This is a genomic window from Algoriphagus resistens (assembly GCF_001442615.1).
Classification (GTDB): domain Bacteria; phylum Bacteroidota; class Bacteroidia; order Cytophagales; family Cyclobacteriaceae; genus Algoriphagus; species Algoriphagus resistens.
In genome coordinates this window covers 46,414-72,795 of sequence record NZ_LMXN01000020.1, presented here as the reverse complement: position 1 = coordinate 72,795, position 26,382 = coordinate 46,414, and the positions used below count along the sequence as shown (strand labels likewise).

Genomic DNA, 26,382 nt, shown 5'->3' with positions numbered 1-26,382 from the left:
AAGGTATCCATACTGTCCGGTGCTATAAGACTAGATGTAGTAGGTAGATGGGATGGGCTTCGGGTTTCCTGGCGTGTGCTTCGTTGCCAAAGTCTGATTTCCGCTCCACCTGTGTAATGGACAGTCCCTGCCCATATAGTTGCAATCCTTCTTTTAGAATATTTTTTGCAGCATTCAAATATTGATTCACTGACTTATTACACGGTTTTGTCCTTCCCAAACCAACCCTGATTCCGTACTTTTTACAGTAGCCAGCGGTTTTGTTTTTAGAGACGCCTCTACCCAAGAACTTGAAGGTTTAGGTATCTGCCGATTATGTTTTCGGATGAAAAAGGACACAGGAACACAGTGATATGCATATTCAGTAAGGAGTGAATTGTTGAGGTTTCAATTCCTATTTTCTTTCTTGGGAACTGAACAGTATAATGAGATCTATGTATTTGCATTTGATGACAAATTTCATATTTTTTTTACTCTTCGATTGATTGAAGTATTTGATTTAATCCCGCCATCTGAATTTCCAGTCCTATCATCGCATCTCGCTGGGTGTTGTGGTTGATGATGCCTATTGGGCCCTTGTAATCGCTGGCTCTGATAATCCGGATCATATCTTGTTCTGCATCCCCTTCGCCAACCTCATAAAATTTTTTACTGTCTCCCTTCTTAAGTCCAGCCAGGTTTATAGCATAAAGGTGTGGTTTTATTTTGGGAAAAAACTCAGCAAAACGTTCTTGATAGGAGGCTGCATGGTGGAAGTTAAACACGATGCCCACATTTTTCTCGTCGAGATGTTCAATAATTGCCAATTGGTTTTCCGGCTCCCCAAACCAGTTACCATGATTGTATAAACCTACTTTACAATTGATTTTTGCGGCCCTCTCTGCGATGTACCGGACTGATTCGGCCATTGACGCTATTTTTTCATTCTGGTTTAGGTCCGAAAACCCTTCCCCTTCTTCAACGAGTAACCATATTTCAGTATCCACCTCATTTCTTTCCAGAAAATCAAATACAGTATGCACCCTGGAATCATTAGCAGGATCATTTCCGCTCATCATCCAAAAACTTTGAAGTCTTATCCCATTTTCATTTAATATCTTATATTCTTGATCAAAACTTGGTATATGTTCATCTCTCCAATCATAGGCCAACTTAGTTATCCCCAAGTCTTTCAACATTCTCGACCTCTCCTGAGGACCCCGGTTTTCTGCATCGAAAGGCACTACACACCAAGCTAATAAATTATCATTTGAAAATATATCAATCTTATTCTTCGACTCATTGCAGGAAGTGAATACTATGGAGGTTATAATAATGAAAGGAATTAAAATCATTGATTTGTTCAAAATGCTCAGAATAGAATAAAGTTTTATATTTTTCATAGTCATCATTAGTAATATCAGTAAAATTATTTTCTATATAGTGCTTTTTATTTCTCCACATGATTGGATCAAAACCTCAAATTCTTTAAATAATTGAAATTAAAGCTTATACTTTCCATAGGCGAATTTTCCCATTCCTCTTGTTCTACAAAAAAATATTTCATATCGGATTTCTTTTTATTTTTCAGTAAACCGACAATATCTATCCGGCCTTTTCCGAATTCGGTGCTTTCTTCTTTATCCTTCTTGATATCCTTCAGATGCCATAAGGGGAAACGCCCAGGATATTTGTCAAAATATTCCTGCGGATCGGCACCACCGACAATTGCCCAGCCAAGATCCAATTCCATCTTCACTAAATCTGGATCAGTGTTGTTAAGTAAAACGTCATACAAAATTTGCCCATTTTCCTTTGTAAAATCAGAGCCTCCGTTATGATATCCAAAAATAAGATTAGATTCTTTGCAGTCTTCGGCAGCTTTATTAAAGACTTCAGCCACCCTTTTATAATTATCTACAGTTTGTCCCCTGGAAGGTAATCCTGCCGAAATCAGAAAATGTTGTCCGGCTTCAGCCGCATCCTCAACACTTTGCTTCCAGTCTGTATTAACTAACACATGGCTGCTTCGTAAACAAAGTCCCAAATCTTTGGTAATTTGTTTGATTTCCTTTGGTCGCAACCCATAATAATTTCCTTTTTCACTTCTGGCCGATTCTATTTCTTTATAACCTATCTTTGCAAGTTTCTCTAAAGTTCCTGCTGCATCGGAGAGCATTTGCTCCCGGACAGAATAGAGATTGATACCTACGTTTTTTACTTTTGCGGCTTCGGTTAAGTATGGTATAAACATACCTCCAACCAGAAGTCCACCGGAAACTTTTAAAAATTCTCGTCTTGTGTTCATAGAATTATTGTTGTTTTTAGTTAAAAATTGCAAGTTCAATGATGTTTTAGTGCCCAAACCATATATTATATTTCTTTAGGCTCCCAAGTTTTCAGGTATATATTCCAATTCCAAAAGTGCATTGAGCAAGGTTTGGAACCATTTTTTTGATTCTTCTAAATAGTTTTATAGCACTGTTCTAACTTGATTTTTATAAGGTCGTTCTGCCAAGTTAGTAACTGTTTTTTCTGTTTATCATTTCCAAAAAATCCAATAACTATTTTAGAGCAGCATTTGCATTTTCTGATTTTGTTTTATAGTTGTAAATGCCCTCATCAAGGAACTCTATAAATTTTTCAACATCAGTTTCATAAGAAATGGGTCTCACCAGAACATTTTCTTTTGGGTCCATGATTACATAATAAGGCTGTGCATTGTTCTGAAACTTGGTAATCTGCATATCGGAATTTTGGCTGCCGATTGTTTTTTTCACTTTAGCGTCATAGGTTGAAGTATACCATTCAGATTCAGGTAATTCAGTTTTTTCATCAATATATAAAGCCACCATTATAAAGTCATTTTTTAAGCGGCTCAATACTTCCGGTTCCGACCAAACCCTTTCTTCCATTTTTCTGCAGTTGACACATCCATGACCGGTAAAATCTATAAATATCGGTTTATTTTGGCTCTGGGCACATGATAGGGCCTGCTCAAGATCAAAGTATCCTTCTATCCCATGGGGGAAGCTCAACGAAGCTGGGTTATTGGGCGATTCCTCACAAAGAGTAGTGACGTTAGCTGAACCTGACGCCGACATGGTTCTTAAATTAAAATCCTGGGTGGTCATAGGTGGTAAAAAACCGGCAAGTGATTTTAGTGGGGCTCCAAAAAGGCCGGGTATCAAATAGATAATAAAAGAGAGCGTCAATAGCGCCAAAATTAATCTAGGCACACCGATTGTTTTAAATTCGCTATCATGAAGCAATCTTATTTTGCCTAATAAATACAATACCATACCAGTAAAAAATGCGATCCAGAGAGCCAGGAAAACCTCTCGGTCAAGAATTTTCCAATGGTATACCTGGTCAGCAATACTTAAAAATTTAAGTGCCAGAGCTAATTCCAAAAAGCCCAACACCACTTTTACCGAATTTAGCCACCCACCGGATTTCGGCAGGTTTTTCAGCCAATCCGGAAAAATCGCAAACAAAGTAAACGGAATAGCAAATGCCATAGAAAAAGCGAACATCCCGGCAATAGGTTTTATAATAGCACCCCCTGCTGATTCAACCAAGATGCTGCCCACAATAGGACCCGTACAGGAAAAAGAAACCAATACAATGGTAAAAGCCATGAAGATGGCTCCATAGTAACCTCCTTTGTCAGCTTCCTTATCTATTTTATTGACTAAAGCGTGAGGCAATACAATTTCGAAAAGGCCCAGAAACGATAAACCAAAAAAGATAAATATGGCAAAGAACATGAGGTTAGGTATCCAATGTGTACTTAACCAATTAGCAAATCCGGGCCCATTCAACCTAGATACTAGGGTACCTATTAAAGTATAAATCACGATTATGGATAAACCATAAACTAGAGCTTTTGCGATGGCTTGCTTGCGGTCTTTACTGTCTGATGTGAAAAATGTAACAGTCATGGGTATCATGGGAAATACACATGGAGTAATCAAAGCCGCCATTCCTGCTAGAAAAGCTATCAACATGAATGACAGCAGGGACACAGAGGGTTTAGGGTCTATCAGGGATAAATTGACAGAAGAAATTTCAGAAACTGCTTTTTCCGGCTTCAGCAAGTCAGGACTTACTTCCAACTCCGTGTTTTTTTTGCTGGAGAATTCTTCATTTACCCGAGTGGGGTCATTGATTGGCTCAGATGGTTCTTTTAGATTGTGGGTTACACTACCATCTGCTGTCTTAACTTTTTCACCCTTTTCTACAGGGATGGACTGTATATGGCCATCCGGTATTTCAGTTGTTGTATTTGTTTTAGCGGTAACTTCAGGAGCGGAATTTTGTGAAGGAACAACAAAATCTGAAAAAGAGAAGTCCTGATCGAATGGAATGCATTTGCCATCTACATCGGTACAAACCTGGTATTCAACATTTCCCTCAAGTACAAGATCGTTACTTAGCACTTTAATTAGTTGACGAAACTGAGCAGTCTCTACAAAGTAGGTATATTCGCCTTTCCATGTCTCGCTGTATATTTTCTTCGGATTAATTGGTTTGATTTCCCCGATCAGTTCATAGGTTTTATTAGGTTGGAAATTGAATGTTGTGACCATTGGTCCTAAATCAGGATCAAAATCTGTAGAATACATATACCAATCTTTATCAATAGTGATATTGAAGATCAATTCTATTTGATCATTGACTTTTATTTCTTTTGTAGAAGCAGTATAGGACCACGTCGCTGGTTTTAATATTTGGGACGAAGTGGTTCCGGATAAAATAAGAAAGAAGAAAAGAAGTAAGAACCGACAATTTTTATAAGAGCGTGTCATGATAATGGTATTTGATAAGATTTTGGCATTTAATAACATAAGGCACCTGATAGTTAAAGGATTAATGTTTCCATCTCGCATTATCCTTGATTCATCATCTTCAGGAATCCCTATCTATAATCCTACATGGTAGAAAATTCTTAATATTAGGAAAGCAATTTTGCTGAGGGATCCGTACATAAAATTGCAGACCTACCAGTAGAATTTATTCCTCAAAGAATGATTATTTTTCTGTTGTGGGGCAATGGTATATTTCAAAAATAGCAATGGCATTTTATCATCCGGAAGATTTAATTTATTAAAGCCAGCACATCAGACATCTTATCTGATGATAAAGTAGTTATTGAACTAGGTGTTTTTAAATATCTAAAAATCTGTACTATTGAGGGTATAGGAAGAAAATTATAGAAGCAATTTAAGAGTTTGTCTGTGTTCGAGTTTCAGGAGCGGTTTCCCGATGAGAAAAGCTGTGTTGACTACCCTGGCCTCCCTGAATTGTAATGGCGCTAACTTAGTATAATTATTTATATTTTCGATACTTGCCTTGCTTTGTCCGCCTGTCGTATGTTCTTCCGGGTTTTCGCTTTTGTAGCAGTTGTTTACGTATCAGATATTCCAGTTCTTCTACGTCCCGTTGACCATCTATTGTATACTCTTCCTTTTTTGTCAATAAGAAGATCCTTATTAAGCGTATAGAATTTTTGAATGAAGTCTTCTTTGGGGAAAAAAGGCAAGTCTTTGATGCTTGCGTAAATTATTCTCCGTATCAGATTATAGGCGGCCAATGAGACAGTGAGCTCTTTGAGTGCCATTTCAGGGGTTTTGGAACGTAATATATTGATGTCCATGATTGTTTTGATCTCACGTATACTGATTTCTATATCCCATCTGGTAAGATAAAGGAGTTGGATCTCCTGTTTTCCTATCTTTTTATCCAAAATGGTGGTATGGAGTATGTGCTCTTTTCCGTCGGGACTCTGGCATACGATCCGCCGGAGTAAAAACGTATTCGCTTTCTCGTTTTCCTCCAGCCATTTAGACCTGTTTTTGGGTGTCTTTATGCGGATGATTTCATCGCCGTCACTGAGGACTTCTACCAATTCATGGCTTTTTTCACGTTTTGAGGGCATCACCAGTTCAACCCCGCTGTGTTTACATTTGGAGATAATCTCATAACAATTGTAAAGACCTTCCAGGAGCAGCAATGAGCCGGCCGGCAGTCCGTCAATCATTTCATAGAGCAGTGACAACTCGCTTACGTGTCTGTTTGATAACCTGAAGCCGTGGAGCTGGCCGGTCCCTCTTTCCATGACGGTTTCCAGAAACCCCTGGGGATACCCCCCGCTTTCTTCGCCCTGATGCTTCACGCCGTATTCCTTTCTGATGCTTGCTGTATCCTGAAGCTGCAGGTAAGTCCCGTCGCCTATCAGCACCCGGTATCCGTACCAATGGGAATAGGAATTCCCTGCATCACTGATACGGCTGCCCCTAAACAGTTCTTCGGCAAGTCCGACAGGAAGCCGTTCCCGCGCTTTACTGTAGGCAGCGGTGTTGAGCGAAATGTCTTTCTCCAGGCTTTTGGGCAGATGCAGGGCGTACTTCTTTGGACGGCCTGCTTTTTTGGCAGGGGATTGTTGGTCTAAAACCCTCTCCTGTCCCAACTGCGCCTCCAGTGCTTCCATGGCTTGCTGTTTATGCTGCCGGTGGATCATATAGAACAGATCCACCGATTTCTTTAAGGTTTTGTCCTGCTGGACGGCTGATAAAACCATTGTCAACAACGTATTCCGGGAAGTGAAAACACGCGTCCGGCTTTTTGCTCCTTCCGGTTCCTGATCTGCAACGTAGGGAAACTCTTTCTCCAACAGCCCTATGATATTGCCCATTTTACACTCTTGGATGCTCGTGCTTATTGCTAATGACCTGTTCAGTTTCATGTTATCTCAGTTTTAAACTATACTAAGATAATAAAATTTTTAAGTTAGCACCATTATCCTGAAGTGGAAGGGTGGCTATCGGCTCAGAAAGCGCGGCCACGGACACTATTACCAGAGTATCGAGAACTATGACAGGTCGTGCACCAAATGTAGCCGGCTGGAATCCCCGTCCGGTACCCTGTTCCAACTGCTCAAGTTTTCGCTTTTGAAGGCGTTCTACATCGTCTACTATATGTCCGCAAGCAAAAGCGGAATAAGCAGCACAGAACTTAGGCAGATGACCTGCTGGCTGTTCAAGCAGAAGGTGATGAAGGCGATGTCGAGTAGCGGAAACCACCCCATGGACAGGAAGGTTGATGTAGAGAGACCTATGTGGAAGGCCAGGACGAGAATTCCCTGGGCGCAACGAGGGCAAGAAGCAGATCATGGTGTTGGCCATGGAGCATAAAGGGAAAGGTGTTTCCCGCATCTACCGACGGGGTGGTGGATGTCGCAGCCCGGAAGCAGCTGAAACGGTTCATGTTGGACATACAGATATCTCGGTTGCAGAGGTGAGGACAGACCGGTGGAACGGCTATAAAAGCCTGAAAAGCGAATTTCCCAAGCTGATCCGGGAAAAATCCAAAAGGGAGGGACTGAACTTCCGCCAGCTTCATAGGACGGTGATCCTGTTCAAAGCATGGGTGAGGGGCATCCACCATTTTGCGCTCCACCTGCAGCCCTACATCGATGAGTATACCTACCGTTTCAACAGGCATAAGATGAAGGAAAGAATCTTTGAAAAACTCGTGAAAAGGATGGTGGAAAAACTACCTTATCCATACAAGGAATTTTATTTATCATACGCCTAATTCAAAACAGTTATTGACCCCAATTGTAAAATATTTTCATTTTGTTTTGTGTATGTTCAATAACAGCCCTACATTAGGCCAGAGGCTACAGATTCCAGAGGCTACAGATTATTATATATCAGGTTTAACCACCAAAGGAAGGATTAAATAGGGAAAGTTTACAGTCACTATATACTATTAGCGCAACGTTTAATGTGAAAAATATATAAGTGGTGACATTTCACAATAAGGTAGGAAAGAAGCTGAATCTCCCTTGAGCCGCTACTACTGGCAAGGATTTTTTTTAGCTTGTTGTAATAAAAAAATGCGCAGGGAAATATGAGTATATATAATTGGGGATCAATTTTGGCTTTTGGGCTGCTACTCATCATTGGCCCAAATTCCCGGGTTTGGTCCCAAACAAATAGTTCTATTGATAATATCAAATTCGACCATTTGACTGAAGGGCTATCTCAGACTACTGTCACCTGTATGCTGCAGGACAGTAGGGGGTTTATGTGGTTTGGAACAAGAAATGGACTCAATAGATACGATGGGGTGGAATTTACTATTTATGAGAATTCCGAAGAAGACAGTGCAAGTTTGAGCCATAGTTACGTCACCTATATGTTGGAAGACAGTAAAGGGAACCTATGGGTCGGCACTTTAGAAGGAGGATTAAATTTATATAATAGAGAAAGTGATACTTTTTCTCACTTTTATCACAACAAGAACAAGCCCTACAGTTTAAGCTCTAACTCTGTAACCTGCCTGTTTGAGGATAAAAACCAGCAATTATGGGTAGGAACTGAATATGGCCTTAACTTATTTCTTCCTGAAAATAAAGATTTTGTTCATTTCAAGAATGATATTTCCGATCCTACAAGTCTTTCAGATAATAATATTGGGGTTATTTTTGAAGACAATAAGTTTAATCTATGGGTTGGAACAAAAGGAGGGGGCTTGGAATTCTTTGACCAAGAAAACAAAAAGTTCGTACATCATCGGTTTAATGAATCCGACGAAAGAAGTATTAGCAGCAACGTATTAAGGACATATTATAAGGATTCTCAAGGAAGAGTATGGCTGGGTACGCCGAATGGGCTAAATCTTTTGGTCGAAAATAAAAATGGTGTCGACTTCACACGGTATCAGCACCAAAAAAACAATCCCAATAGCTTGGGCAGCAATTCAATTATAAGTATCTCCCAAGATTTATCGGGAAGATTATGGATTGGTACCCAGGTCGGAGGTCTTTCAATTTATGATGTAAAGCAAAATGTCTTTACAAATCTATATCCTGATCCACTTGATCCATACAGCATAAGTAGCAACTCAATATGGTCTATTTTTAGGGACCATGACGGAACAATGTGGATAGGGGCACGGAACCGGGGCTTAGATAATTGGAATCAGCATCAACAAAACTTCAACCACATTAGCATAAAGCCTTCAGGAAATTATACGTTAAGTAATAAAGACGTTACATGTTTTTTAGAAGATGATTTGGGGAACCTTTGGATTGGGACAGACGGCGGGGGGTTAAGTTACTATGACAGAGAAAACAATACCTATACCCACTATAATCATGACCCTACGATGGCTAATAGCCTGGGTAGCAATTCCGTGCTTTCTCTATTATTTGATAGCCAGAAAAATTTATGGGTGGGTACCTGGGGAGGTGGACTTAATCTATTTGATGAAGAAACAAGTACATTCAAGCGTTATGCACACAATTCAGCTGACCCCACCAGTATTAGTGGAAATAATATTTTTACAATGCTTGAAGATAGCTATGGTAAATTGTGGATTGGTGTTTTTTTGGGGGGAGTGAACCTTTTTGATCCTAACACAGATTCCTTCGTTCATTATAACTATAATCCTAATAATGAAACAAGCATCAGTAATAACAAGATTACTATGTTATTTGAGGATAGTAGAAGGAATTTATGGATTGGAACTGATGGGGGTGGACTAAATTTAATGCATTGGGGAGGGAAAAACCAAGTCACTTTTTCCCATTATAAACATGATTCCCATAGCCCTGGCAGTTTGAGTAGTAATATTATCAATACTATTACTGAGGACAGTAACAATAATCTTTGGATAGGTAGCTGGAAAGGCTTAAATAAATTTGATTATCAAAATAATTCATTTCATGTTTATCATAAAAAAGATGGATTACCTGATAATGTAATTCATGGGATTTTAGAAGATAATAAGGGTCTTCTCTGGCTTAGCACGAATCAAGGTTTGAGCATGTTTAATCCTATTTCAGAGAATTTCAAGAATTATTCAACCGAAGATGGTTTACAATCACAGGAGTTTATTAGGGGTTCTTACTTAAAGACCAAAGCAGGAGAACTCCTTTTTGGAGGTGTGAACGGATTTAATGCTTTCTGGCCTGAAGACATAAAAGATAAATCCTTTGACTACCCACTTTATCTAACAGAAATTAAGGTAGATAATAGGTTAATCAAGCCGAACCAGGAGAACTCACCATTACGTAAGCACATCAGCGAGACAGATGAAATTATTCTTGCCTATGATCAGAATAACTTTACTATAGGATTCGTCGCGTTAAATTTTTCACACGGTTCCCAAAACATGTATTCCTATATTTTGGAAGGATATGATAAAGGGTGGCAGGACGGAGGAAGTCAGAGGAATGCAAATTATTCTAAAGTGCCACCGGGAACGTACACGTTCCGCGTTACTAGCACCCATACCCATGGGAACTGGAACAAAGCAGCTCCTTCTTTAAAACTGATAATTACGCCTCCCTGGTGGAAAACAGGCTGGGCTTATACCCTGTATGGCCTGTCCCTTGTAGGTGTATTGATCTGGTACCGTCAAACCTTGATAAGGCAGTTAAAACTACGGAGTGATTTGAAACTGGAGCATATGGAATTAATCAAAATGCAGGAAATGGAGAGATTAAAATCCAATTTTTTTGCCAACATCTCACATGAATTCCGTACGCCCCTTACATTAATATTAAGTCCACTTCAAGACATGTATAGTGGTAATATTCAGGGGGATTTAAGGAGTCATTTTCAAATCATGATTCGAAATGCAAAGAGGTTGCTAAGACTAATTAATCAACTTCTTGATTTATCGAGATTAGATTCAGGTAAAATGACGTTCACGGCATCCAAAATAAGCCTTGTAGATTTTCTTAAACCTCTTTTTTCGTCCTTTGAATCCTATGCTCAGAAAAAACGGTTAACCTATTCTTTTACCTATCCTGAGGATGAAGAGCCTATTCAGGTATATGTTGATCGCGATAAGCTTGAAATAATTATTATTAATCTACTTTCAAATGCTTTTAAATTTACAGATTCGGGAGAAATTATTTTGTCAGTAAAAATTGTAAACGAGCCAGAGGAAACAATCAATAGTACTCAGAGATCATCTCATTATGTAGAAATAAGTGTGTCAGATAGTGGAATAGGCATACCAGAAGATAGTTTAAATTATATTTTCGACCATTTTTATCAGGTGGCGCATCGTGTACATCCAGGGGACAAAGAAGGCTCTGGTATAGGTTTATCCCTGACCAAAGAATTGGTAGAACTACACAAAGGTAAAATTGAAGTAGAAAGTATTGTTGGTGCTGGCACTTCCTTTAAAGTGCTGTTACCACTTGGGAAAGAGCATTTTAATGAAAAGGAACTAGCAGATAGAAGTTGGGAATCATCCTATAAAAATCTTTCTGCTATGGATTTGGTACAATTGGAAGAAGAAGAAATAATAGCTTCAACTGATGAGAATGAATCAAGAGAAAAGGGTATCCCTTTAATTTTATTGGTGGAGGATAATGATGATTTGCGGACATATTTAAAAACAAGATTAAAAGGAAATTATCATGTCATAGAAGCTGTGAATGGGGTAGAGGGCCTGAAAATGGGTCTTGATAAATTGCCGGATTTAATCATTTCTGATATACTGATGCCTAAGATGAATGGGGTAGATATGTGCAGGTCATTGAAAAACAACATCCAAACTTCTCATATACCAATAATTTTATTAACCGCCCAGGCGAATTCTGAAAATAAAATTATTGGATTGGAAACTGGCGCCGACGACTATGTCTCTAAACCCTTCGATTCCAATGAGCTGGAAGTTAGGGTAAAGAACCTTATAAAATCAAGAGAAATCCTTAGGGAACGGTTTACCCAGAATAATAAATTGGTTCTGGAGCCCAACGAAATAGCCATTACTCCGCTTGATGAAATATTTCTGAAAAAGGTACTTCAAAGTATTGAGGAAAATATTTCAGATCCTGAGTATCGTGTGGAGGATTTGGGAAGGGATGTGGCCATGAGTCGTATGCCCTTATATAGAAAAATAAAAGCGTTAACTGGTCAGACAGCAGTGGAATTCATTCGTAATATCCGATTAAAAAGAGCAGCCCAATTATTAAAACATCAACAATTTAATGTTTCAGAAGTTACTTATGAAGTCGGATTTAACGATCTTCAGTACTTTAGAACCTGTTTTAAAAAACAGTTCGGTGTAAGCCCATCTGAGTACGCCAAGAAAAATCCAGAAGGAAAAATTCAGGATGGAAGCAATAATTGATTATTAATTCGTACCGTCATCTTCCCGCATGGAACTGTGTGCTGACACATTATCAAGCTTCCCAGGATCTATTTGCTTTACTGACGCTAGGTTCCCAGACGGTACCAAAAAAAGAATCAACCGTACCTGACTCAGCGTCCAATGAGCGATCATATTTTGTTTACCAGCAGAGTTAGTCCAACCTGCCACCCCCAATTGTGAAAATATCATTGCTTTTATTGAAATATGCCTTGGTTCCGACCGTAAGAATCTTACTTAATTTGTCGGAACAAGAGGGTAATCTTTGCGGGTCAGTTGATTTGGTAAGAGAATTAATTAACCCTCACTATAATAAAGCCAATGTAAAAATAGGAAAAGAATAGCTTTCAGCTTGTTCCCGTTGTTTTATAATAAAAATCTATGTTTATGAAAAGGCGAAATTTTCTGCAAAAAAGTTCTTTGGCGGCAACCTGCCTAATCTCGGGTTACGGTATAATTCAGGGCAAACCAATTCTTAATGATGTTCCTGAAGATGGGTTTGTAAATTTAATCAAAGGTAATACGCTTCAGGGATGGCATACTTCCTCACGAATACCGGCACCTCTGTATCCCGGAGGACCCCAACCAGATAAAAGTAAAGTGGGATATAAACGTGCACTCACAAGTAAAGGTAAATGGACAATTGAAAATGGAATTATCACAGGAGGGCAGGACAAGGAAGGCCTTGGAAGTTATTTGGTTACTGATGAGAAATATGACGATTTTGAATTATTAATTGATGCAAATCCGGATTGGCCTATTGATACCGGTATTCTTTTAAGAGCCCGACCCGAAGGAAGTCCAGGTTATCAGGTACTTGTCGATCATAGGAAATCAGGGGGAATTGGTGGTTTTTATGGAAACGGATTAGCTGGTTTTCATGCATTACCTTATAATTTTGACGCACATTATGATGCAAATGGAAATCCAATAGGCTTAGTTCGGGAAATTCCATCAACAACAATCGAACAAGTTACTGATGCTAAAATCAAACTATTAGCATATTCTGCGCCCGTTGAGGAATTTTTAGAGACCTGGAAATGGGGTACATGGAATACCTTTAAAATTCGGTGTGAAGGAAAACATCCTTACTTAACTACTTGGATAAACGGCGTAAAAATCTGTGAACTGGACACCGCTAGAATCGTTCATCCAAATTATGACAAGGAAGATATAGCTGACTTTCTAGGGCAGAAAGGACATATTTCACTTGAAGTACACGATAACGATCCCGGAATGGGAAAAGATAGATGGAAGCCTGGTGCTGTTTCAAGATGGAGAAACATTAGCTTGAAGAAGCTGTAGTTAATCTATGGCTGGTTTCTTTTTGGAGAAGCAAGGACTGTTACTTGTTTTACCTATAAATTAACAGTTGATATTACCCCAGCAAGTATAGGTTATTCCTAACTAAGATACAGATAATGGTAACTCGATAATAGTGGTGTTTCAGTTTTTCAATACCATGTATAACCAATAAAACCATGTTTCTCAAAGTTATGGAGTTTCCAGAATATGGAATAGCAATTCTCGACAAGGATTATAACCGTTATTCATGCTTGATAAAGTGGAGAAGGCTCAAACAGATACTTTATTACGCTTAAGAAGGACATTTCGAAGTACTAAATTTTTAGGAACTGTTCTTATGCTCAGTATATCGAGAGTAACCAGGTTAAATTTTTGAATTACCAAGAGTAAAGCATTTACTGGGGCAATTGAGCAAGATGATGTTCTATATTGACCCAAATAGGGGAGAAAGGCTGAAGTTATATAAAGTCCAGGAGAGGTGCCTATTCTCTGAAGAGTTAGAAGTTGTACAAAACGATATTGGTATTTAATCGCCCATTTTTATTGTCGAATAGGGTTTGATTCTGACCTATCGGGCTAACCCGCTATTCTACCAAAAAATCCCTTGATCACATCTTCCTCGAATTCCTTTCGGTCATATTGCCAGGTAAGGTTTTCGAATTTGTCAGCCCAAAGGCTATAAAGAAACATCAACAATAAAAAGAATTCTTCGATGGTGCATTCTATAAAGTCTGCGGGATGTAATTTAACATACAGCGCATGTACTATTTCCAGATTTACTGTTTCGCCTGTCTGTTCTACTTTGCCGAAAAGAAATGCTTCAAGTAATTTCATTACCAATTCGTGACTCGATGGTTTGACGTACCAGTTCAACAGGAGCTTTTTTTTACTTAAATCAAGAACTCCTTTTTTGCATCCCTCGCCGCAAAGCCTGCCAAACTCTTCCGCCCTATGCTTTTGGTCAGGGTCAAGTAAAGCCATTGCCAGGGCCAGGTTTTTCAGGTCAGTATCGTCGTCGTCCTTATGTGACATATAAGCGCCTTTTGGGGTTGAGCATCACCTGCAATGAAATTCCTTCCACGCGATCAAAGTTTAATATACCATAAAACCTGAAAAGGTAGAACCAACTGAGAGGTACTCAATTTGAATTGCGGTACGATCTAGGGGATATCCCTGCTTTTGCTTTGAATAACTTGGTAAAATGGGATGGATGTTCAAATCCAAGATCATAAGCAATTTCACTTACAGATCTGCTTGTGCTCCATAAAAGCGCTTTTGCTTTATCTACCAGCTTTGCATGAATATGTTCAAGTGTACTTTTTCCAGTGTATTTTGTCAGCAGGTCTGCCAGATAATTTGGTGAGAGGTTCAGGTTGGATGCAAAATATTTGACATCCGGGAGTCCCGTCTCAATCAATGAATCCTGGGCAAAATAATCATTAAGAATCTTCTCAAATTTTTGGACTGTGTCGTTACTCACTTTCTTGCGGGTAAAAAACTGTCTATCATAGAAGCGGTTGCAATAACCGAAAAGCAATGACAGGTTTGCAAGGATCAAATCATAGGTATGCCGGTCCATATTCGCGGATATTTCCTTGGTTATGTTTTTCAGGCATTCTACTAAAACCGATTTTTCATTCTCGGAAATATGCAGGGCTTCATTTATGTCGTAACCAAAAAACGAAAGCTCAGTAATTTCACGGCCTTTCAGTGATGAATTCAGAAAGTCAGGATGCATATATAATCCCCAACCTTCATGGACCACAATAGTAGGGTCAGGTAACAGTACCTGGCCGGGAGCTGTAAACATCATAGAGCCTTCTGAAAAATCGTAAGTTCCCCTGCCATAGTTGATCTCGCCATCAAACTTTTTGCAGGAAGCTGAATAAAGGTTTAACCTGTAAAAGAACCCTGGCTTCCGTTTGGAACGGTCAATTTTTGTCAGGTCGATGACGGTTATCAACGGATGCACAGGTTTCCCGTATCCAAAGAAACTATGCAGCTCGGAGATGGAATTTATATCGAAATATTCCATTACTATAGGTTAATGACCCAATTTAAAGCAATATGATTAGTAACTATGCCTGTGCGCCACCGCTTACAAGCAATTGTTGCCCACTGACAAAGGAAGACAGCTCACCTGCGAAGAATTCAGCGACATTTGCCACATCTTCCGGTGTTCCCATCCGTCCCATAGGGTAGAATGCCGGAATCATTTTTCTTACCGGTGAATCCGCATCAACAACGGTATGAATACCTGCCCCTTCAGTTGCAGTAGGCAGGATAGCATTTACAGTAACTCCTCTCATTCCCAATTCTTTTGCCATTACCTGGACAAGATACATGGGAGCAATTTTGCTACCGCCATGAATCGCATAACCCGGATTGGCAAATCCTACGGTACTTGACCCAATGTAAAGGATCCTGCCCTTATCTGCAATATGTCTGGCAGCTGCCTGCATAGTGAAATAAGCACCTTTGGTATTTGTATTAAAGAGGTTGTCAAATTGAGATTCGCTGAAACCTGTAACCGGTATTCCGACAAGTTCCAAACCTGCGTTTACCACAACAATATCAATTTTGCCAAATGCACTTACTGCCAATCCAAACATAGCATTGATTTGCTCAGGCTTCGAAATATCCGCTTTTACCGCTATAGCTTTGCAATTGTAACTTTCAATTTCCTTTACAACACTTTCAGCTGCTGCTGAGTTGCTGTTGTAATTTACTACGATATCCGCACCTAATTTGGCATACCGTAAAGCTATCGCCTTACCAATACCCCTTGATGCACCCGTGATCAGAGCTACTTTATTTTTTAATGTGTTCATGATGTTATGATGTTAAAGCTAAGAGCATATCTTTTGTGCTACGCTCTTAGCTATTTGTTGTGAAATCAGTAATCTTGACGCCGGAACTGTCAGATGAACATGCCTCCACTTACTTCGATCCGCTGTGCGTTTACGAACCGACTGTCGTCTGAAAGCAGGGATGCAACGAAAGCGCCTATATCATCAGCTTCTCCAAGACGGCCAAGAGCAGTCATAGTGGCGATTTGCTGACGGTGTGCTTCATCGCCTTTTCCACCACCGAACTCCGTATCGATAGCACCTGGGGCAACACTGTTCACACGGATCTTTCTACCTGCGTATTCTTTGGCAAAGTATCTGGTCAGTCCTTCGGTGGCCGCTTTAAGTGAGCCATATACCGCAACCGTAGGAAATGCGAAGCGGGCAAGACCGGAAGAGATATTAATGATCTGACCGCCTTCCTTTATCAATGGGATTATTTTCTGTGTGAGAAAAAAAACACCCTTGAAATTCACATTGACGAGCTCGTCAAAGATCTCTTCGGTCGTATCCTTAATGAGGGTTCGTTGGGCAATCCCGGCATTGTTTACCAGATAATCAAAATCTGACCGGTTCCATTCCTTTTTCAGAACCTCGGTGACCTGGTTAATAAAGCCCTCCAAAGATCCGATCTTACCCGAATCAAGTTTCAGGGCAACAGCTTTGCCACCGTTATCAATGATTTCTTTAGCAACCGCTTCACCTTGTTCCGGATTACTGTTGTAAGTAAGAATGACTCCCATTCCACGTTTTGCCGCATGTAATGCGATGCTTTTCCCTATACCCCGGCTCCCGCCGGTGATCAGGCCAATTTTTGATTGTTGATTTGTTGTATTCATTTTGTGTATGTTTTAATACACCAAAGGTCAGTACTGTCTGATCCATAGACTTGTATCTTTCACAGGACTACTTACACATTTCACTGAATGGTGTTCTTTATGGAAAAGTCAGCCCGCCTTAGTAGGGGTATACTTAAAAAGAGGGTAGGATTACTTTATTTAAATCTCAGTTACAAAAAAAGGTGCCCTTTTGGGACACCTTCCGATTATCAGATTCACTTAATCTATTGGCCCGCTTTTATCTGGTCGGCAATCAGTTCTGCCGCCATAATCACAGGGAGATTGGTTGCTGTGGACAAGGCTTCAGGAAAAATAGAGGCATCTACTACCCGTAGGTTTTCAACTCCATACACCCTACCTGTCATATCCACAACGGATCTAGGGTCTTGCTCAGGCCCCATCGGTGCACTTGAGGTGGGATGCAAAAAGGTAGTGGCCGTTTCTAAAATATTAGTGATAAGTTCCCCATCACTTTGTAATGATCTACCCGGCATAAGTTCATCAATCAACAGGTCTTTCATTGGAGGTTGGCTGGCGATTTTTCTGGCAAGCTTAGCCCCCTCCAAAACCCTTAATCTATCTTTCTCAGAATTCAACAAGTTCAAATCGATAAGGGGAGGAACTTCAGGTCGCTTATCTGCCAACCGTACGGAACCTGTTGCTTCAGGACGGGTCAATCCAACCGCAATAACAAGCGCAGCCCCCGTTGGACTCATGGAAGGATCAAACTGATGGGAGGGAGCTATTTGCAGATCCAGTTCTCCATTTTCAGCGAAGCTGCTTTGAGTCCATGCAATAGAACCGATCACCGGTTCTGTTTTACCGATGGTCTTTGGATCAACACTATACACATTAAAGTAAAACACATGGTCTGAAAGATTCTCACCCACAGGCAACTCTTTGACCACTGGGATATCAAGAGATTGAAGGTGATTTACCGGGCCGATCCCTGACCTGAGAAGCAGGGCCGGACTTCCATAAGTTCCTGAAGACAATATTATCTGCTTCCCAAATATAATCTTGCGGTCAGCAAGCTGAACTCCAATAGCCGATTTTCCATTAAATAGCACCTTATCCACCAGCGTATCTGCCATGATATGTAGGTTTGGCCGATCTCTCACTTTCCTGTCCAAATATGTCATGCCGGTATTCATCCGAACACCATCTATCACATTCATTGGATAAGGTCCTACTCCATGTTGGTTTCCAGTATTAAAACTTGACACTTTTCTTAAACCAATTGAATTGGCAGCCTCTATAAATGCATTTTGAGCAGGGGTTAAATCTAAATTGGTCAATTGATGTATTGGCAGTGGTCCTGTATTTCCATTCCAAAAATCATCCCCTGCTTTAACACATTCCATTTTTTTATAATAAGGAAGTACCTCATCAAAGGACCATCCAGTAATCCCCCTCTTTTCCCAACCTTTAAAATCCGCTGGAGTAGCCCTCAAAGCTACAGCGGCATTGATGGCAGAGGTACCGCCAACTACTTTCCCTCTTAATGTATTTACCGGACGATCAATATAGCCTTCTGTAGATACTGATCCCCATTCAAAGCGCGGGTCCAGCTGTGCCCCTATAATGTTGCTACTTGCCAGTATCTCAGGATAACTGTCCGGCTCATAATTTGGACCGGCTTCGATTAACAGGACATTGTTTGATTGTAGCTCACTAAGTCTGGAAGCCAACACAGCTCCTGCTGATCCGGCTCCTACTATTATAAAATCGTATTCCATAGATTTAAAATGTTTTTAGACAAAACTATGCCCAACAACATAGGACTTCATTGATCTATGGTAAGAAAAAAGGTTACTATCTGTGGGAGCGTTCAGCTAGTTCCTTACGTACCCGACTTAGACTTTCGGGTGTAATTCCAAGGTAAGATGCAATTCTCCATTGGGGAACCCGTTGATACAGGCCGGGGTAGAGCCTGATAAATTCAAGATATTTTTCCTCCGCTGTCGCGCCTAACAACATATTAATCCTAGCCTGCAAATGCCGTATATGTGTCTGTAGTGACAATTCGTTTTTTTCCTGATAGGCCGGCCACCCAGAGACATAATCTGTATACTCCTTGTCAATAACCACCACTGTCGTTTCTTCAAGTGCTTCTATCGTAAATCGGGAGGCTATCTTAAAATAGACACTGCTCCGCTCGCTAATAAACCAGTCCTCCGGAGCAAATTGGATTATATGTTGCTTCCCTTTCCCATCGACCGAATAGCTGCAGAGCAGACCTTTCTCCACGTAAAAAGAATTCTTGGCTAATTCGCCATCGCGTAATAAAAAAGTTTTTTTTGGATAGACCTTTATTTTTATGAGGGGGAGTAATGATTCCAGTTCGGCATCAGTTACGCCCATGTTCCTTTTTAAATAATTTCCAAAGCGCAGGCTCATAGTTCAAAGGTAGACGGAATTCAATGGTAGTTCAAGAAAAGCTTATCAAGGCGCATGCTTTGTAAGAAGTGAAATGCACCTTCAGCTCCAAAAATTAGAACCTCATAGATGGTGTTGTAACACTCCCACTAATTGATATTCAAATGATAATGTTTTTTTTTCTTGCTCGACCACGGAAAGTACGCTTTTCGGTGCTTATAAGGCAGTGATGGGATACGTTCAGAATTCCAAAGACTATAAAACAGAAGAGGAGAAAATGAAGTTTATCCTTTTCGGAGGTATTGCCCAAACCAAAGGCCAGAAAGCATTTAATCTCTGTCAGGCTGTTTCGGCTGATGGGGTAGAAATACTGGGATGCAATTGATTTGAATCTGGTGGATCGCTTGACCTGCCGGATTTTTTTATCACCTGAAATCCATCAATCACCTTTCCAATAACAGGGAAAAGCTATTTCTGATAAGCTTTCAATTATTGAATACGCAAACGGAGATTCAACTCCTGGAATGGGTTGGGTTTTTAGTTCTTATTATTTCGGTACAAAGATAGGCGCTCCGGTCGGGGCGTTCAGCAGCGTTCGGCATAAAGCCGCTGCGCTATTTATTCCGCTTCCTGCTTCCTTGCTCCCGCAGCACCTGGATACGGCATCCTAAATAATTTCTAACTTAAATGAATGCATTATGGAAGCTGTAAATCAAGTAAACAACCTTCACCAGGTAGCAGAAATCACCTTGGGATACCATCCAAAAGTAAAATCAAGCCAACGTCCAAAAGTGGGTTGCTCCAAACAGGTATATGAAGTCCTGTATGATTTTTGGGATAAAGATACCTTGGAATTGGCTGAACATTTTCAGGTCATGCTATTAAACAGAGCCAATAGGGTACTTGGAATTTGTACGGTTTCAAAAGGTGGAACTGCCGGTACAGTGGTAGATGCCAAACTGGTTTTTGCTACGGCGCTAAAGGGAGCCGCCCAGTCGATCGTGATTTCCCATAACCATCCGAGTGGGAATCTACTTCCATCAGAACAGGATAAACGATTGACAGCTAATCTAGTGAAAATTGGAAAAGCTTTGGATCTACCCGTTTTAGACCATGTAATCCTTACTGCAGATGGGTATTATTCCTTTGCGGATGAAGGGGAGCTTTAAAAGGGGAAATCCCCTTTTTTATTCGACCTATAATGATTCCCCGTTGTGATTTCAAGAGTAATTCCAAAATTGACTACCCTTAAATCCATATGCTATTCCAATTTATTTTTGTGAATTAGGTACTTTATTTAATCCCTTTCTTCAGATCCCATATCCATTGATCCGCTACTTGTTTCCAGTTTTTGATTGAAACCCCGGTTTTGGTTTGCCATCCTCTTTCTTCAAAATGATCAAAGAATTCAATGGCATCTTTTTCCTGAAGATCCTGTTGGTCAAAAATAATTTTAACATGATCAAGGAGAGGAGGGACTTCAGTTCCATATCCAAGGTTTAGACTTTTTTCCATGTTGGCATTCCTATATTCCATCATCTGGAAATTTGTTGACTCGCTTGTTTTTTTCAAATAGCCTGACTATATCCTCATGATCGTAGTAGATCACTCCTCCAATCTTAGTGAACGGCATAGTGCCGTTCACACGCAAGTGCTGAAGGGTTCCTGGAGAAATATCAAGCAACTTTCTGACTTCATGGGATTTAAGCCATTTCTTGGTCGGTTGGCCATTCAGGCTTGAAAGCATCTTTTTTATTTCTGCTTTCAGTTCATTACCAAATTTCTCCAAGTCAATTAATGTGATGATTTCTGCTGCCATTTATCTTTGATTTTAGTGAACAAGTCACAAAATCAGGCTAATATCCAACAGAAAGTCACATCACCACCCGAAGGTGGTGAATGGATTATTTTGCTTTTCCCAGCTTCCTCCTGAGTTTTTTCATATCATCACTGACTTTTTTCTCAACCACTTTGGCATAGATCTGCGTAGTTTTAATACTCGCATGGCCTAGCATTTTACTTACCGTTTCAATTGGGACACCGTTTAAAAGAGTAACGGTGGTAGCAAACGTGTGTCTTGCCAAATGAAAAGTCAGGTTTTTTTTGACTTTGCAAATGATTGCAATTTCCTTCAGGTAGGCATTCAACTTTTGGTTGGAAATCAGCGGGAAAATTTTCCCTTTGGAGTAAGGTCTTTCCCTATCTTGATAAAGTCTTATGATATCCAAGGCCTTAGGCAATAGGGGGACTTTGGACTTTTGTTGTGATTTTTGCCTGCTTATGGATGTCCAGTACTCTCCATCCATGCCTAATACAATGTCATCATGCATCAGGTTCATCGTATCAATGTAGCTAAGACCTGTGTAACAGCTGAAGACAAACAGATCCCTGATGTATTGTAATCGCTGGATATCAAATTGCTTTTCTTCTATTCTGCTGAGCTCAGTAGGATTGAGACATAGTCTTTCTACTTTTTGGTACCGAAAACTAAACTTTGCAAATGGATCCTTTACCATCCATTCCATCCGTAAGGCTAAGTTGATCACTTTCCTAAATCTTTCAAGGTGCTTCATGACGCCGTTATTTCCCAGCGGCTTATGATGGTCCTGAGGCTCATAATTCACCAGATATAACTCGAACTCATTCAAAAAGCGGTAATTAATGTCCTGAAGGAAATAATCTTCTATTCCATACTGTGACTTGGAAAAGGCCATCACGTATTTTTGTGTAGTGAAGTAATTTTTAAGGGTACCCCAGGCTAATACATTTCTGTACTTCTCATTGTGGTATTCAAAGAGCATGGAAATGGTATGTTCTTTTGTTTGGGTGCCCAAAAGTTCATGCTTGATAGCATCTGCTGTAATAGTTACTTTTTTGAGTTGAAACTCCTGATAAATCTGGATAATCCGGGCTTCCAATTCTTTCAAATAGTGGTTTAAGGATTTGGAGGATTCTTTGGATCCTTTGGCCGATCCCAGCACAGGGTTCCAATCGTAGACATTTATTTTTCTCTTTAATGAGACGTCCACCCGGGTTCCATCAACGGTTATCCTTGAATAGATAGGAGCCTCTCCGTCGTTGATAAGGTTGTTTTTGATAAAAAACCTGATTCCAAACGTGTTAGTTGTTTTCATGACAATTGAACTGTTTTAAAGGTTTTTACATCACCTTAAAATATGTCACCGAATAAGACACAACAAATAGCCCTAAAATGCATCAAATAAGGTTTAATTACTTTAATACAAAATTTTGATTACCAGATTGATAAGTTACTTTCTGGGTCTTAAATTTAAGGATTAAATTATATCACCGAATAAGACACATTTTTTTTGATATTTGTTGATATGAACTAAAGGCTAAAAAACAGAAAAGCCTGTAAATCAGTAGATTTACAGGCTTTTGATTTCCCTTGAAACAGGTTTCGTCGGGGTGGCAGGATTCGAACCTACGACCTCCACATCCCAAATGTGGCGCGATACCGGGCTACGCTACACCCCGAACTTCAATTATTGATTCTTGACTTGCTCTTGAATCGGATGCAAATGTAGCAAAATTTCTTTCTGACAAATCTTTTTTTTGAAATGATTATGGAAAAATCATTGCTTTTATATCATCCTTTTGTAAACTGTATTGATAATGAGGTTTTTAGAATTCAGGAATTTATTGAATAAATTTCCTATTGATCTAATCTTACGCAACAACCAATTCTAATGTCAAGAATAGATTGTCAGGATCAGAAGTCTCCAAATCAAGTTTGTAAGTATAATAACCCTTGGAGAGCGGTGTTTCTCCTACGTAATCGTAGGGTTGAATTCTTAATTCCTTTCCATTAGCTAGTACACTTACAAAGCCGTATCGATATGCGCTTTCAAATTCTCTGTAATCTGATTTTTTTCTGGCTTTAATAGCTCCGAATTCCATATTCCCCGATCCAGAGCTTACTAAAACGTCTTTAAAATCTACATTAGAACTATTTTCAACTCGGATAAGTATCCCCTCCGGGATTGTTTCATCAGAGCAAGAAGTAAGCAAGAATAAAGCTAAAAAGAGAGTGAATAGATTTTTCATATGATTATAATTTGTCTTTTAAAGGTCATATGGAATCTCGCATGCATTATAATCATCCCAGTGTGTGACGCTGGAGTCATGCTCGATTTCATCTGTTAATTATTGTTTATTTCAGGCCATATGGAATCTCGCTTACTTTATAATCATTCCCGTGTGTGTCGTTTTCGACATGTTCGATTTCATAAGGTTATCAAGTTGAGCTCGAGTAGAATACGAAGCTCGTCTATCAAATGCTACTGTCTTGTGTATAATAATCTGGCTCTAGAACTCCTGCTCTCCGAATTCACTCTTGATGAACTTGGCGTTGTTTTTTAACTTGTTGAACGTATAACTGAGATTGAATTGGATTACATCTACTTCGTAGACATAATTTGTGGTGGTATAAAATTCTCCCTCTCTCCAAGTACTGATCCGCTGTTCGTTTGTGGGAAGTAGTCCCATATCTATATTTAGCCATTGCATTGTAGCGCTTAGCCTGCCTTCCAGGAAGGTTTTCTTAATGTTCAAATTAGGTGAAAGAAATCGCGAGTCCTCACCCTGAGCGGTGTTGGTAGGGGAAAGGTAGTTTACGGCCAACTGAGCCTCCCAGTTCTTCCCGAAGTTGAAACTTGTATTCGCATTTATAGAGTAAATCCAGCTTTTGGAATCGATCGGTTCGTTGTCAAATTCGCCCTTAATGGTGTATTGATATACATTTGCGCCGGCGAAAATTTGCCACCAATCTGTTAGCTTAAGTTCTAATCCTGCTTCCAGTCCAATTGATTTTCCAGTGCCGACATTTGAATATATTCTGTTAAGAATGGTGTCATTATATACCGTATTCACCCGGTTTACCAGGTTTTGAACATTCCGGAAGTAAGTAGTGGCGGTAAACAAATTGTCACCAAAATTTTTAACAACTCCCACTTCCAGTAAGTCCACGAATTCAGGTAGGAGCGTAGGGTCACCTTGTTCCAGGGTTTCCGAATGCTCTCTTTCCGGGAACGGGTTCATTTTGAAAGTAGTTGTTCTTTCTACCCGTTTGGAATAGGAGGTTTTGAGTTGCAGATTGTCATTTAAGGAATACTGAAGACTTGCAGCCGGATAAAGTTTTACAAATTCATACAGATAAGTCGTATCCACTGTCCCGGCTCTGTCGGTCAAGTCCAAGGTTCGGTCCATGAACTCAACTCTTGCCCCGGCCGAATAACTCCATTTGCCTTTTGTACCATTCAGTTGACCGTACCCTGAGTGTAATACTCTGTTCAGATCTACTGTGCTGGAAAATTCAGAAACCAGTTCAAACTCGCCGGTTTCACTGTTTTTTCTCTCATAGACAAAGTCTCCTGTGTGATTGAGTAATCTGTATTGATAGCCAAATTCCAGTGTTCCAAATGGTTTTGGAGAAGCAGTGTAATCCACTTGAATCCGCGTGCCATGGAGAGGGTTGTCGTTTGTGTTATACTCGTCCTGATAGGTAATACCTGTGTCCGGATAGCCCAGATTCCGGTTGGTGGTCGGTCCACCAAGCATCGTGTACTCATAAAGTAAAGAACCGGAAATTTGGGATTCATTTTGGAAAACATGCTTGTAATCCAAACTTCCCAAGATGAAATCCCCCCTTCGGATCCTGAGGTTTTCGTTATAATACTGCATCGTGTAAAGACGTTCACCGTTCACTTCTGCATGATTGTCATAATAAAGAATATCTGCAGTCCTGTCACTGGTTTTTTTTCCGGCATAGAATCCCATGCTAAAGTCATTGTATTCATTAGGGGTAAAACCCAGTGTGAATCTTCCCGAATAGGTTTCAGCATCGGTGCTTCGTTCCCCATCCGATGGAAAATGAGTGGTTGTATCACCGCTTATTGTAAAGACATTCCCTTCTCTTCTTCCATTGATGTCATTTCTTTGATAATTCCCGCCTACAGAGAGATCCCATTTTCCCTTTTTATGATTGATGGTGAAGTCAGCTCCATAGCGCTTGGGGTTGTCCTTGTTGTCGTATGGCTCGATACTCGGCGTTCCGATCTTGGCATTTATTTGTACAAATGTGCCGTCAGTCACACCTTTTTTGGTGATAATGTTGATGATTCCTGCTTTTCCCTCGGGGTCATATCTGGCAGATGGAGAGGTGACCAATTCTATCTTTTCTACGGCATTTGCAGGTAACTGTGAAAGCAAGGCTTCCGGGCTGGATTGCGTAGGCTTGCCATTCACCATGACCACAAAGCCAGTTGTACCTCTTACTGATAGTTCACCTTGTGCATTTATGCTCACAGAAGGAAGATTTCTTAGTACGTCTACAGCCGTACCACCTTGGCTGGTAAGGAAATTTTCAGAATTGTAAACCTGACGGTCCACTTGATTCATTGTTGTGAATTTCTTGCCCGATACTTCTACTTCTGCCAGTAATTGGCGGTCAGGACTTAGCGAAATTGTACCCAGATCAACTAGCTGGTTTTTTGAAATAGCTATTTCTGCAATGCGCTTGGTTTCATATCCCAGAAACTGGGCTAAAAGATAATAGTCCCCTGCTTTCAGATTTTCCAGAGAAAAGGTGCCACTCTGGTCTGTTACTGCCCCGGCAATCAAAACACTGTCCTTGACTTGATAAATGGCTACGTTGGCATATTCCAAAGGATTGTTTTCGGACTGATCGATCAATTTTCCTTTTACTCCGGTTTGAGAAAAGGCAGTTCCAGTAAAAAAGATAACTGAGAGCAACAGTAATATTCTGGTCATTGGAGGTTTATTGTTTAACTACAAAGAACCAGTGCTACTGTATTATCTTACGGTAGATA

The 26,382-nt window shown here is 40.1% G+C and carries 20 protein-coding genes, 1 tRNA gene and 1 pseudogene; 5 read left to right on the top strand and 17 right to left on the bottom strand.

What is annotated here, in order from left to right; genetic code table 11:
* Positions 1 to 470: 470 nt before the first annotated feature.
* The 4 genes from AS141_RS24030 to AS141_RS24015 form a co-directional block, all read right to left on the bottom strand.
* Positions 471 to 1,382: a sugar phosphate isomerase/epimerase family protein gene (locus tag AS141_RS24030; protein WP_057940261.1), complete on the bottom strand. Its 912-nt coding sequence runs from the start codon at positions 1,380 to 1,382 to the stop codon at positions 471 to 473.
* 68 nt (positions 1,383 to 1,450) lie between these two features.
* On the bottom strand, positions 1,451 to 2,320 hold the full coding sequence (locus tag AS141_RS24025) for a sugar phosphate isomerase/epimerase family protein (RefSeq protein ID WP_198293606.1): 870 nt from the start codon (positions 2,318 to 2,320) through the stop codon (positions 1,451 to 1,453).
* A 223-nt stretch (positions 2,321 to 2,543) separates the two neighbouring features.
* Positions 2,544 to 4,790 (bottom strand): protein-disulfide reductase DsbD family protein, encoded by a 2,247-nt coding sequence (locus AS141_RS24020; protein ID WP_057940265.1) that lies wholly within the window; start codon positions 4,788 to 4,790, stop codon positions 2,544 to 2,546.
* Between the two features lie 599 nt (positions 4,791 to 5,389).
* The gene (locus tag AS141_RS24015) at positions 5,390 to 6,727 is read right to left on the bottom strand and encodes an IS4 family transposase (RefSeq protein WP_082632417.1); all 1,338 of its coding nucleotides are present in this window, start codon (positions 6,725 to 6,727) and stop codon (positions 5,390 to 5,392) included.
* 413 nt (positions 6,728 to 7,140) lie between these two features.
* Between AS141_RS24015 and AS141_RS24005 the strand changes: the two are divergent.
* Together AS141_RS24005 and AS141_RS24000 are read left to right on the top strand one after the other, a co-directional pair.
* A pseudogene (locus AS141_RS24005) lies at positions 7,141 to 7,578 on the top strand (transposase); the annotation flags it as partial.
* A gap of 318 nt (positions 7,579 to 7,896) precedes the next feature.
* Positions 7,897 to 12,141, top strand: coding sequence for a two-component regulator propeller domain-containing protein (locus tag AS141_RS24000; protein WP_057940256.1), 4,245 nt, complete (start codon positions 7,897 to 7,899; stop codon positions 12,139 to 12,141).
* 3 nt (positions 12,142 to 12,144) lie between these two features.
* Here AS141_RS24000 and AS141_RS23995 read toward each other — a convergent pair whose 3' ends face one another.
* On the bottom strand, positions 12,145 to 12,351 hold the full coding sequence (locus AS141_RS23995) for a hypothetical protein (protein WP_057940255.1): 207 nt from the start codon (positions 12,349 to 12,351) through the stop codon (positions 12,145 to 12,147).
* A gap of 195 nt (positions 12,352 to 12,546) precedes the next feature.
* Here AS141_RS23995 and AS141_RS23990 point away from each other — a divergent pair, with 195 nt between their 5' ends.
* Positions 12,547 to 13,464 (top strand): 3-keto-disaccharide hydrolase, encoded by a 918-nt coding sequence (locus tag AS141_RS23990; RefSeq protein ID WP_082632420.1) that lies wholly within the window; start codon positions 12,547 to 12,549, stop codon positions 13,462 to 13,464.
* A gap of 576 nt (positions 13,465 to 14,040) precedes the next feature.
* Here the strand turns inward: AS141_RS23990 and AS141_RS23985 are convergent.
* The 6 genes from AS141_RS23985 to AS141_RS23960 all read right to left on the bottom strand — a co-directional run bounded on the left by AS141_RS23985 (position 14,041) and on the right by AS141_RS23960 (position 19,552).
* The gene (locus AS141_RS23985; RefSeq protein ID WP_057940253.1) at positions 14,041 to 14,496 is read right to left on the bottom strand and encodes a hypothetical protein; all 456 of its coding nucleotides are present in this window, start codon (positions 14,494 to 14,496) and stop codon (positions 14,041 to 14,043) included.
* Positions 14,497 to 14,602: 106 nt separating this feature from the next.
* Entirely contained in the window at positions 14,603 to 15,499 is an 897-nt protein-coding gene (locus AS141_RS23980) for a helix-turn-helix domain-containing protein (RefSeq protein ID WP_057940252.1), read from the bottom strand.
* Positions 15,500 to 15,542: 43 nt separating this feature from the next.
* Entirely contained in the window at positions 15,543 to 16,295 is a 753-nt protein-coding gene (locus AS141_RS23975) for an SDR family oxidoreductase (RefSeq protein WP_057940251.1), read from the bottom strand.
* Positions 16,296 to 16,384: 89 nt separating this feature from the next.
* Positions 16,385 to 17,152 carry an SDR family NAD(P)-dependent oxidoreductase gene (locus AS141_RS23970; protein WP_057940250.1) on the bottom strand — a complete coding sequence of 256 codons (768 nt, stop codon included), beginning with the start codon at positions 17,150 to 17,152 and terminating at the stop codon, positions 16,385 to 16,387.
* A 224-nt stretch (positions 17,153 to 17,376) separates the two neighbouring features.
* Positions 17,377 to 18,891 carry a GMC family oxidoreductase gene (locus tag AS141_RS23965; RefSeq protein ID WP_057940249.1) on the bottom strand — a complete coding sequence of 505 codons (1,515 nt, stop codon included), beginning with the start codon at positions 18,889 to 18,891 and terminating at the stop codon, positions 17,377 to 17,379.
* A 76-nt stretch (positions 18,892 to 18,967) separates the two neighbouring features.
* On the bottom strand, positions 18,968 to 19,552 hold the full coding sequence (locus AS141_RS23960) for a Crp/Fnr family transcriptional regulator (protein ID WP_057940248.1): 585 nt from the start codon (positions 19,550 to 19,552) through the stop codon (positions 18,968 to 18,970).
* 208 nt (positions 19,553 to 19,760) lie between these two features.
* Between AS141_RS23960 and AS141_RS26720 the strand changes: the two genes are divergently transcribed.
* Together AS141_RS26720 and AS141_RS23955 are read left to right on the top strand one after the other, a co-directional pair.
* Positions 19,761 to 19,916 (top strand): hypothetical protein, encoded by a 156-nt coding sequence (locus tag AS141_RS26720; RefSeq protein ID WP_157243572.1) that lies wholly within the window; start codon positions 19,761 to 19,763, stop codon positions 19,914 to 19,916.
* Between the two features lie 313 nt (positions 19,917 to 20,229).
* Positions 20,230 to 20,700: a JAB domain-containing protein gene (locus AS141_RS23955; protein ID WP_057940247.1), complete on the top strand. Its 471-nt coding sequence runs from the start codon at positions 20,230 to 20,232 to the stop codon at positions 20,698 to 20,700.
* A gap of 124 nt (positions 20,701 to 20,824) precedes the next feature.
* Here AS141_RS23955 and AS141_RS23950 read toward each other — a convergent pair whose 3' ends face one another.
* The 6 genes from AS141_RS23950 to AS141_RS23925 form a co-directional block, all read right to left on the bottom strand.
* Positions 20,825 to 21,046, bottom strand: a complete 222-nt coding sequence (locus AS141_RS23950; RefSeq protein WP_057940264.1) for a hypothetical protein — start codon at positions 21,044 to 21,046, stop codon at positions 20,825 to 20,827.
* A gap of 10 nt (positions 21,047 to 21,056) precedes the next feature.
* Entirely contained in the window at positions 21,057 to 21,350 is a 294-nt protein-coding gene (locus AS141_RS23945; protein ID WP_057940246.1) for a helix-turn-helix domain-containing protein, read from the bottom strand.
* A gap of 85 nt (positions 21,351 to 21,435) precedes the next feature.
* Positions 21,436 to 22,665: a site-specific integrase gene (locus AS141_RS23940; RefSeq protein ID WP_057940245.1), complete on the bottom strand. Its 1,230-nt coding sequence runs from the start codon at positions 22,663 to 22,665 to the stop codon at positions 21,436 to 21,438.
* Between the two features lie 290 nt (positions 22,666 to 22,955).
* A tRNA-Pro gene (locus AS141_RS23935) sits at positions 22,956 to 23,029 on the bottom strand.
* A gap of 192 nt (positions 23,030 to 23,221) precedes the next feature.
* Positions 23,222 to 23,599, bottom strand: coding sequence for a hypothetical protein (locus tag AS141_RS23930; protein ID WP_057940244.1), 378 nt, complete (start codon positions 23,597 to 23,599; stop codon positions 23,222 to 23,224).
* A 261-nt stretch (positions 23,600 to 23,860) separates the two neighbouring features.
* The gene (locus AS141_RS23925; RefSeq protein WP_057940243.1) at positions 23,861 to 26,323 is read right to left on the bottom strand and encodes a TonB-dependent receptor domain-containing protein; all 2,463 of its coding nucleotides are present in this window, start codon (positions 26,321 to 26,323) and stop codon (positions 23,861 to 23,863) included.
* Positions 26,324 to 26,382: the final 59 nt, after the last annotated feature.

Excerpts from the sequence above, each read along its gene's own strand:
- AS141_RS24030 (WP_057940261.1), bottom strand. The coding sequence starts at position 1,382 with ATGAAAAATATAAAACTTTATTCTATTCTGAGCATTTTGAACAAATCA.
- AS141_RS24020 (WP_057940265.1), bottom strand. The coding sequence starts at position 4,790 with ATGACACGCTCTTATAAAAATTGTCGGTTCTTACTTCTTTTCTTCTTT.
- AS141_RS24015 (WP_082632417.1), bottom strand. The coding sequence starts at position 6,727 with ATGAAACTGAACAGGTCATTAGCAATAAGCACGAGCATCCAAGAGTGT.
- AS141_RS24000 (WP_057940256.1), top strand. The coding sequence starts at position 7,897 with ATGAGTATATATAATTGGGGATCAATTTTGGCTTTTGGGCTGCTACTC.
- AS141_RS23995 (WP_057940255.1), bottom strand. The coding sequence starts at position 12,351 with ATGATATTTTCACAATTGGGGGTGGCAGGTTGGACTAACTCTGCTGGT.
- AS141_RS23990 (WP_082632420.1), top strand. The coding sequence starts at position 12,547 with ATGAAAAGGCGAAATTTTCTGCAAAAAAGTTCTTTGGCGGCAACCTGC.
- AS141_RS23985 (WP_057940253.1), bottom strand. The coding sequence starts at position 14,496 with ATGTCACATAAGGACGACGACGATACTGACCTGAAAAACCTGGCCCTG.
- AS141_RS23980 (WP_057940252.1), bottom strand. The coding sequence starts at position 15,499 with ATGGAATATTTCGATATAAATTCCATCTCCGAGCTGCATAGTTTCTTT.
- AS141_RS23975 (WP_057940251.1), bottom strand. The coding sequence starts at position 16,295 with ATGAACACATTAAAAAATAAAGTAGCTCTGATCACGGGTGCATCAAGG.
- AS141_RS23970 (WP_057940250.1), bottom strand. The coding sequence starts at position 17,152 with ATGAATACAACAAATCAACAATCAAAAATTGGCCTGATCACCGGCGGG.
- AS141_RS23965 (WP_057940249.1), bottom strand. The coding sequence starts at position 18,891 with ATGGAATACGATTTTATAATAGTAGGAGCCGGATCAGCAGGAGCTGTG.
- AS141_RS23960 (WP_057940248.1), bottom strand. The coding sequence starts at position 19,552 with ATGAGCCTGCGCTTTGGAAATTATTTAAAAAGGAACATGGGCGTAACT.
- AS141_RS26720 (WP_157243572.1), top strand. The coding sequence starts at position 19,761 with ATGGGATACGTTCAGAATTCCAAAGACTATAAAACAGAAGAGGAGAAA.
- AS141_RS23955 (WP_057940247.1), top strand. The coding sequence starts at position 20,230 with ATGGAAGCTGTAAATCAAGTAAACAACCTTCACCAGGTAGCAGAAATC.
- AS141_RS23950 (WP_057940264.1), bottom strand. The coding sequence starts at position 21,046 with ATGGAAAAAAGTCTAAACCTTGGATATGGAACTGAAGTCCCTCCTCTC.
- AS141_RS23945 (WP_057940246.1), bottom strand. The coding sequence starts at position 21,350 with ATGGCAGCAGAAATCATCACATTAATTGACTTGGAGAAATTTGGTAAT.
- AS141_RS23940 (WP_057940245.1), bottom strand. The coding sequence starts at position 22,665 with ATGAAAACAACTAACACGTTTGGAATCAGGTTTTTTATCAAAAACAAC.
- AS141_RS23930 (WP_057940244.1), bottom strand. The coding sequence starts at position 23,599 with ATGAAAAATCTATTCACTCTCTTTTTAGCTTTATTCTTGCTTACTTCT.
- AS141_RS23925 (WP_057940243.1), bottom strand. The coding sequence starts at position 26,323 with ATGACCAGAATATTACTGTTGCTCTCAGTTATCTTTTTTACTGGAACT.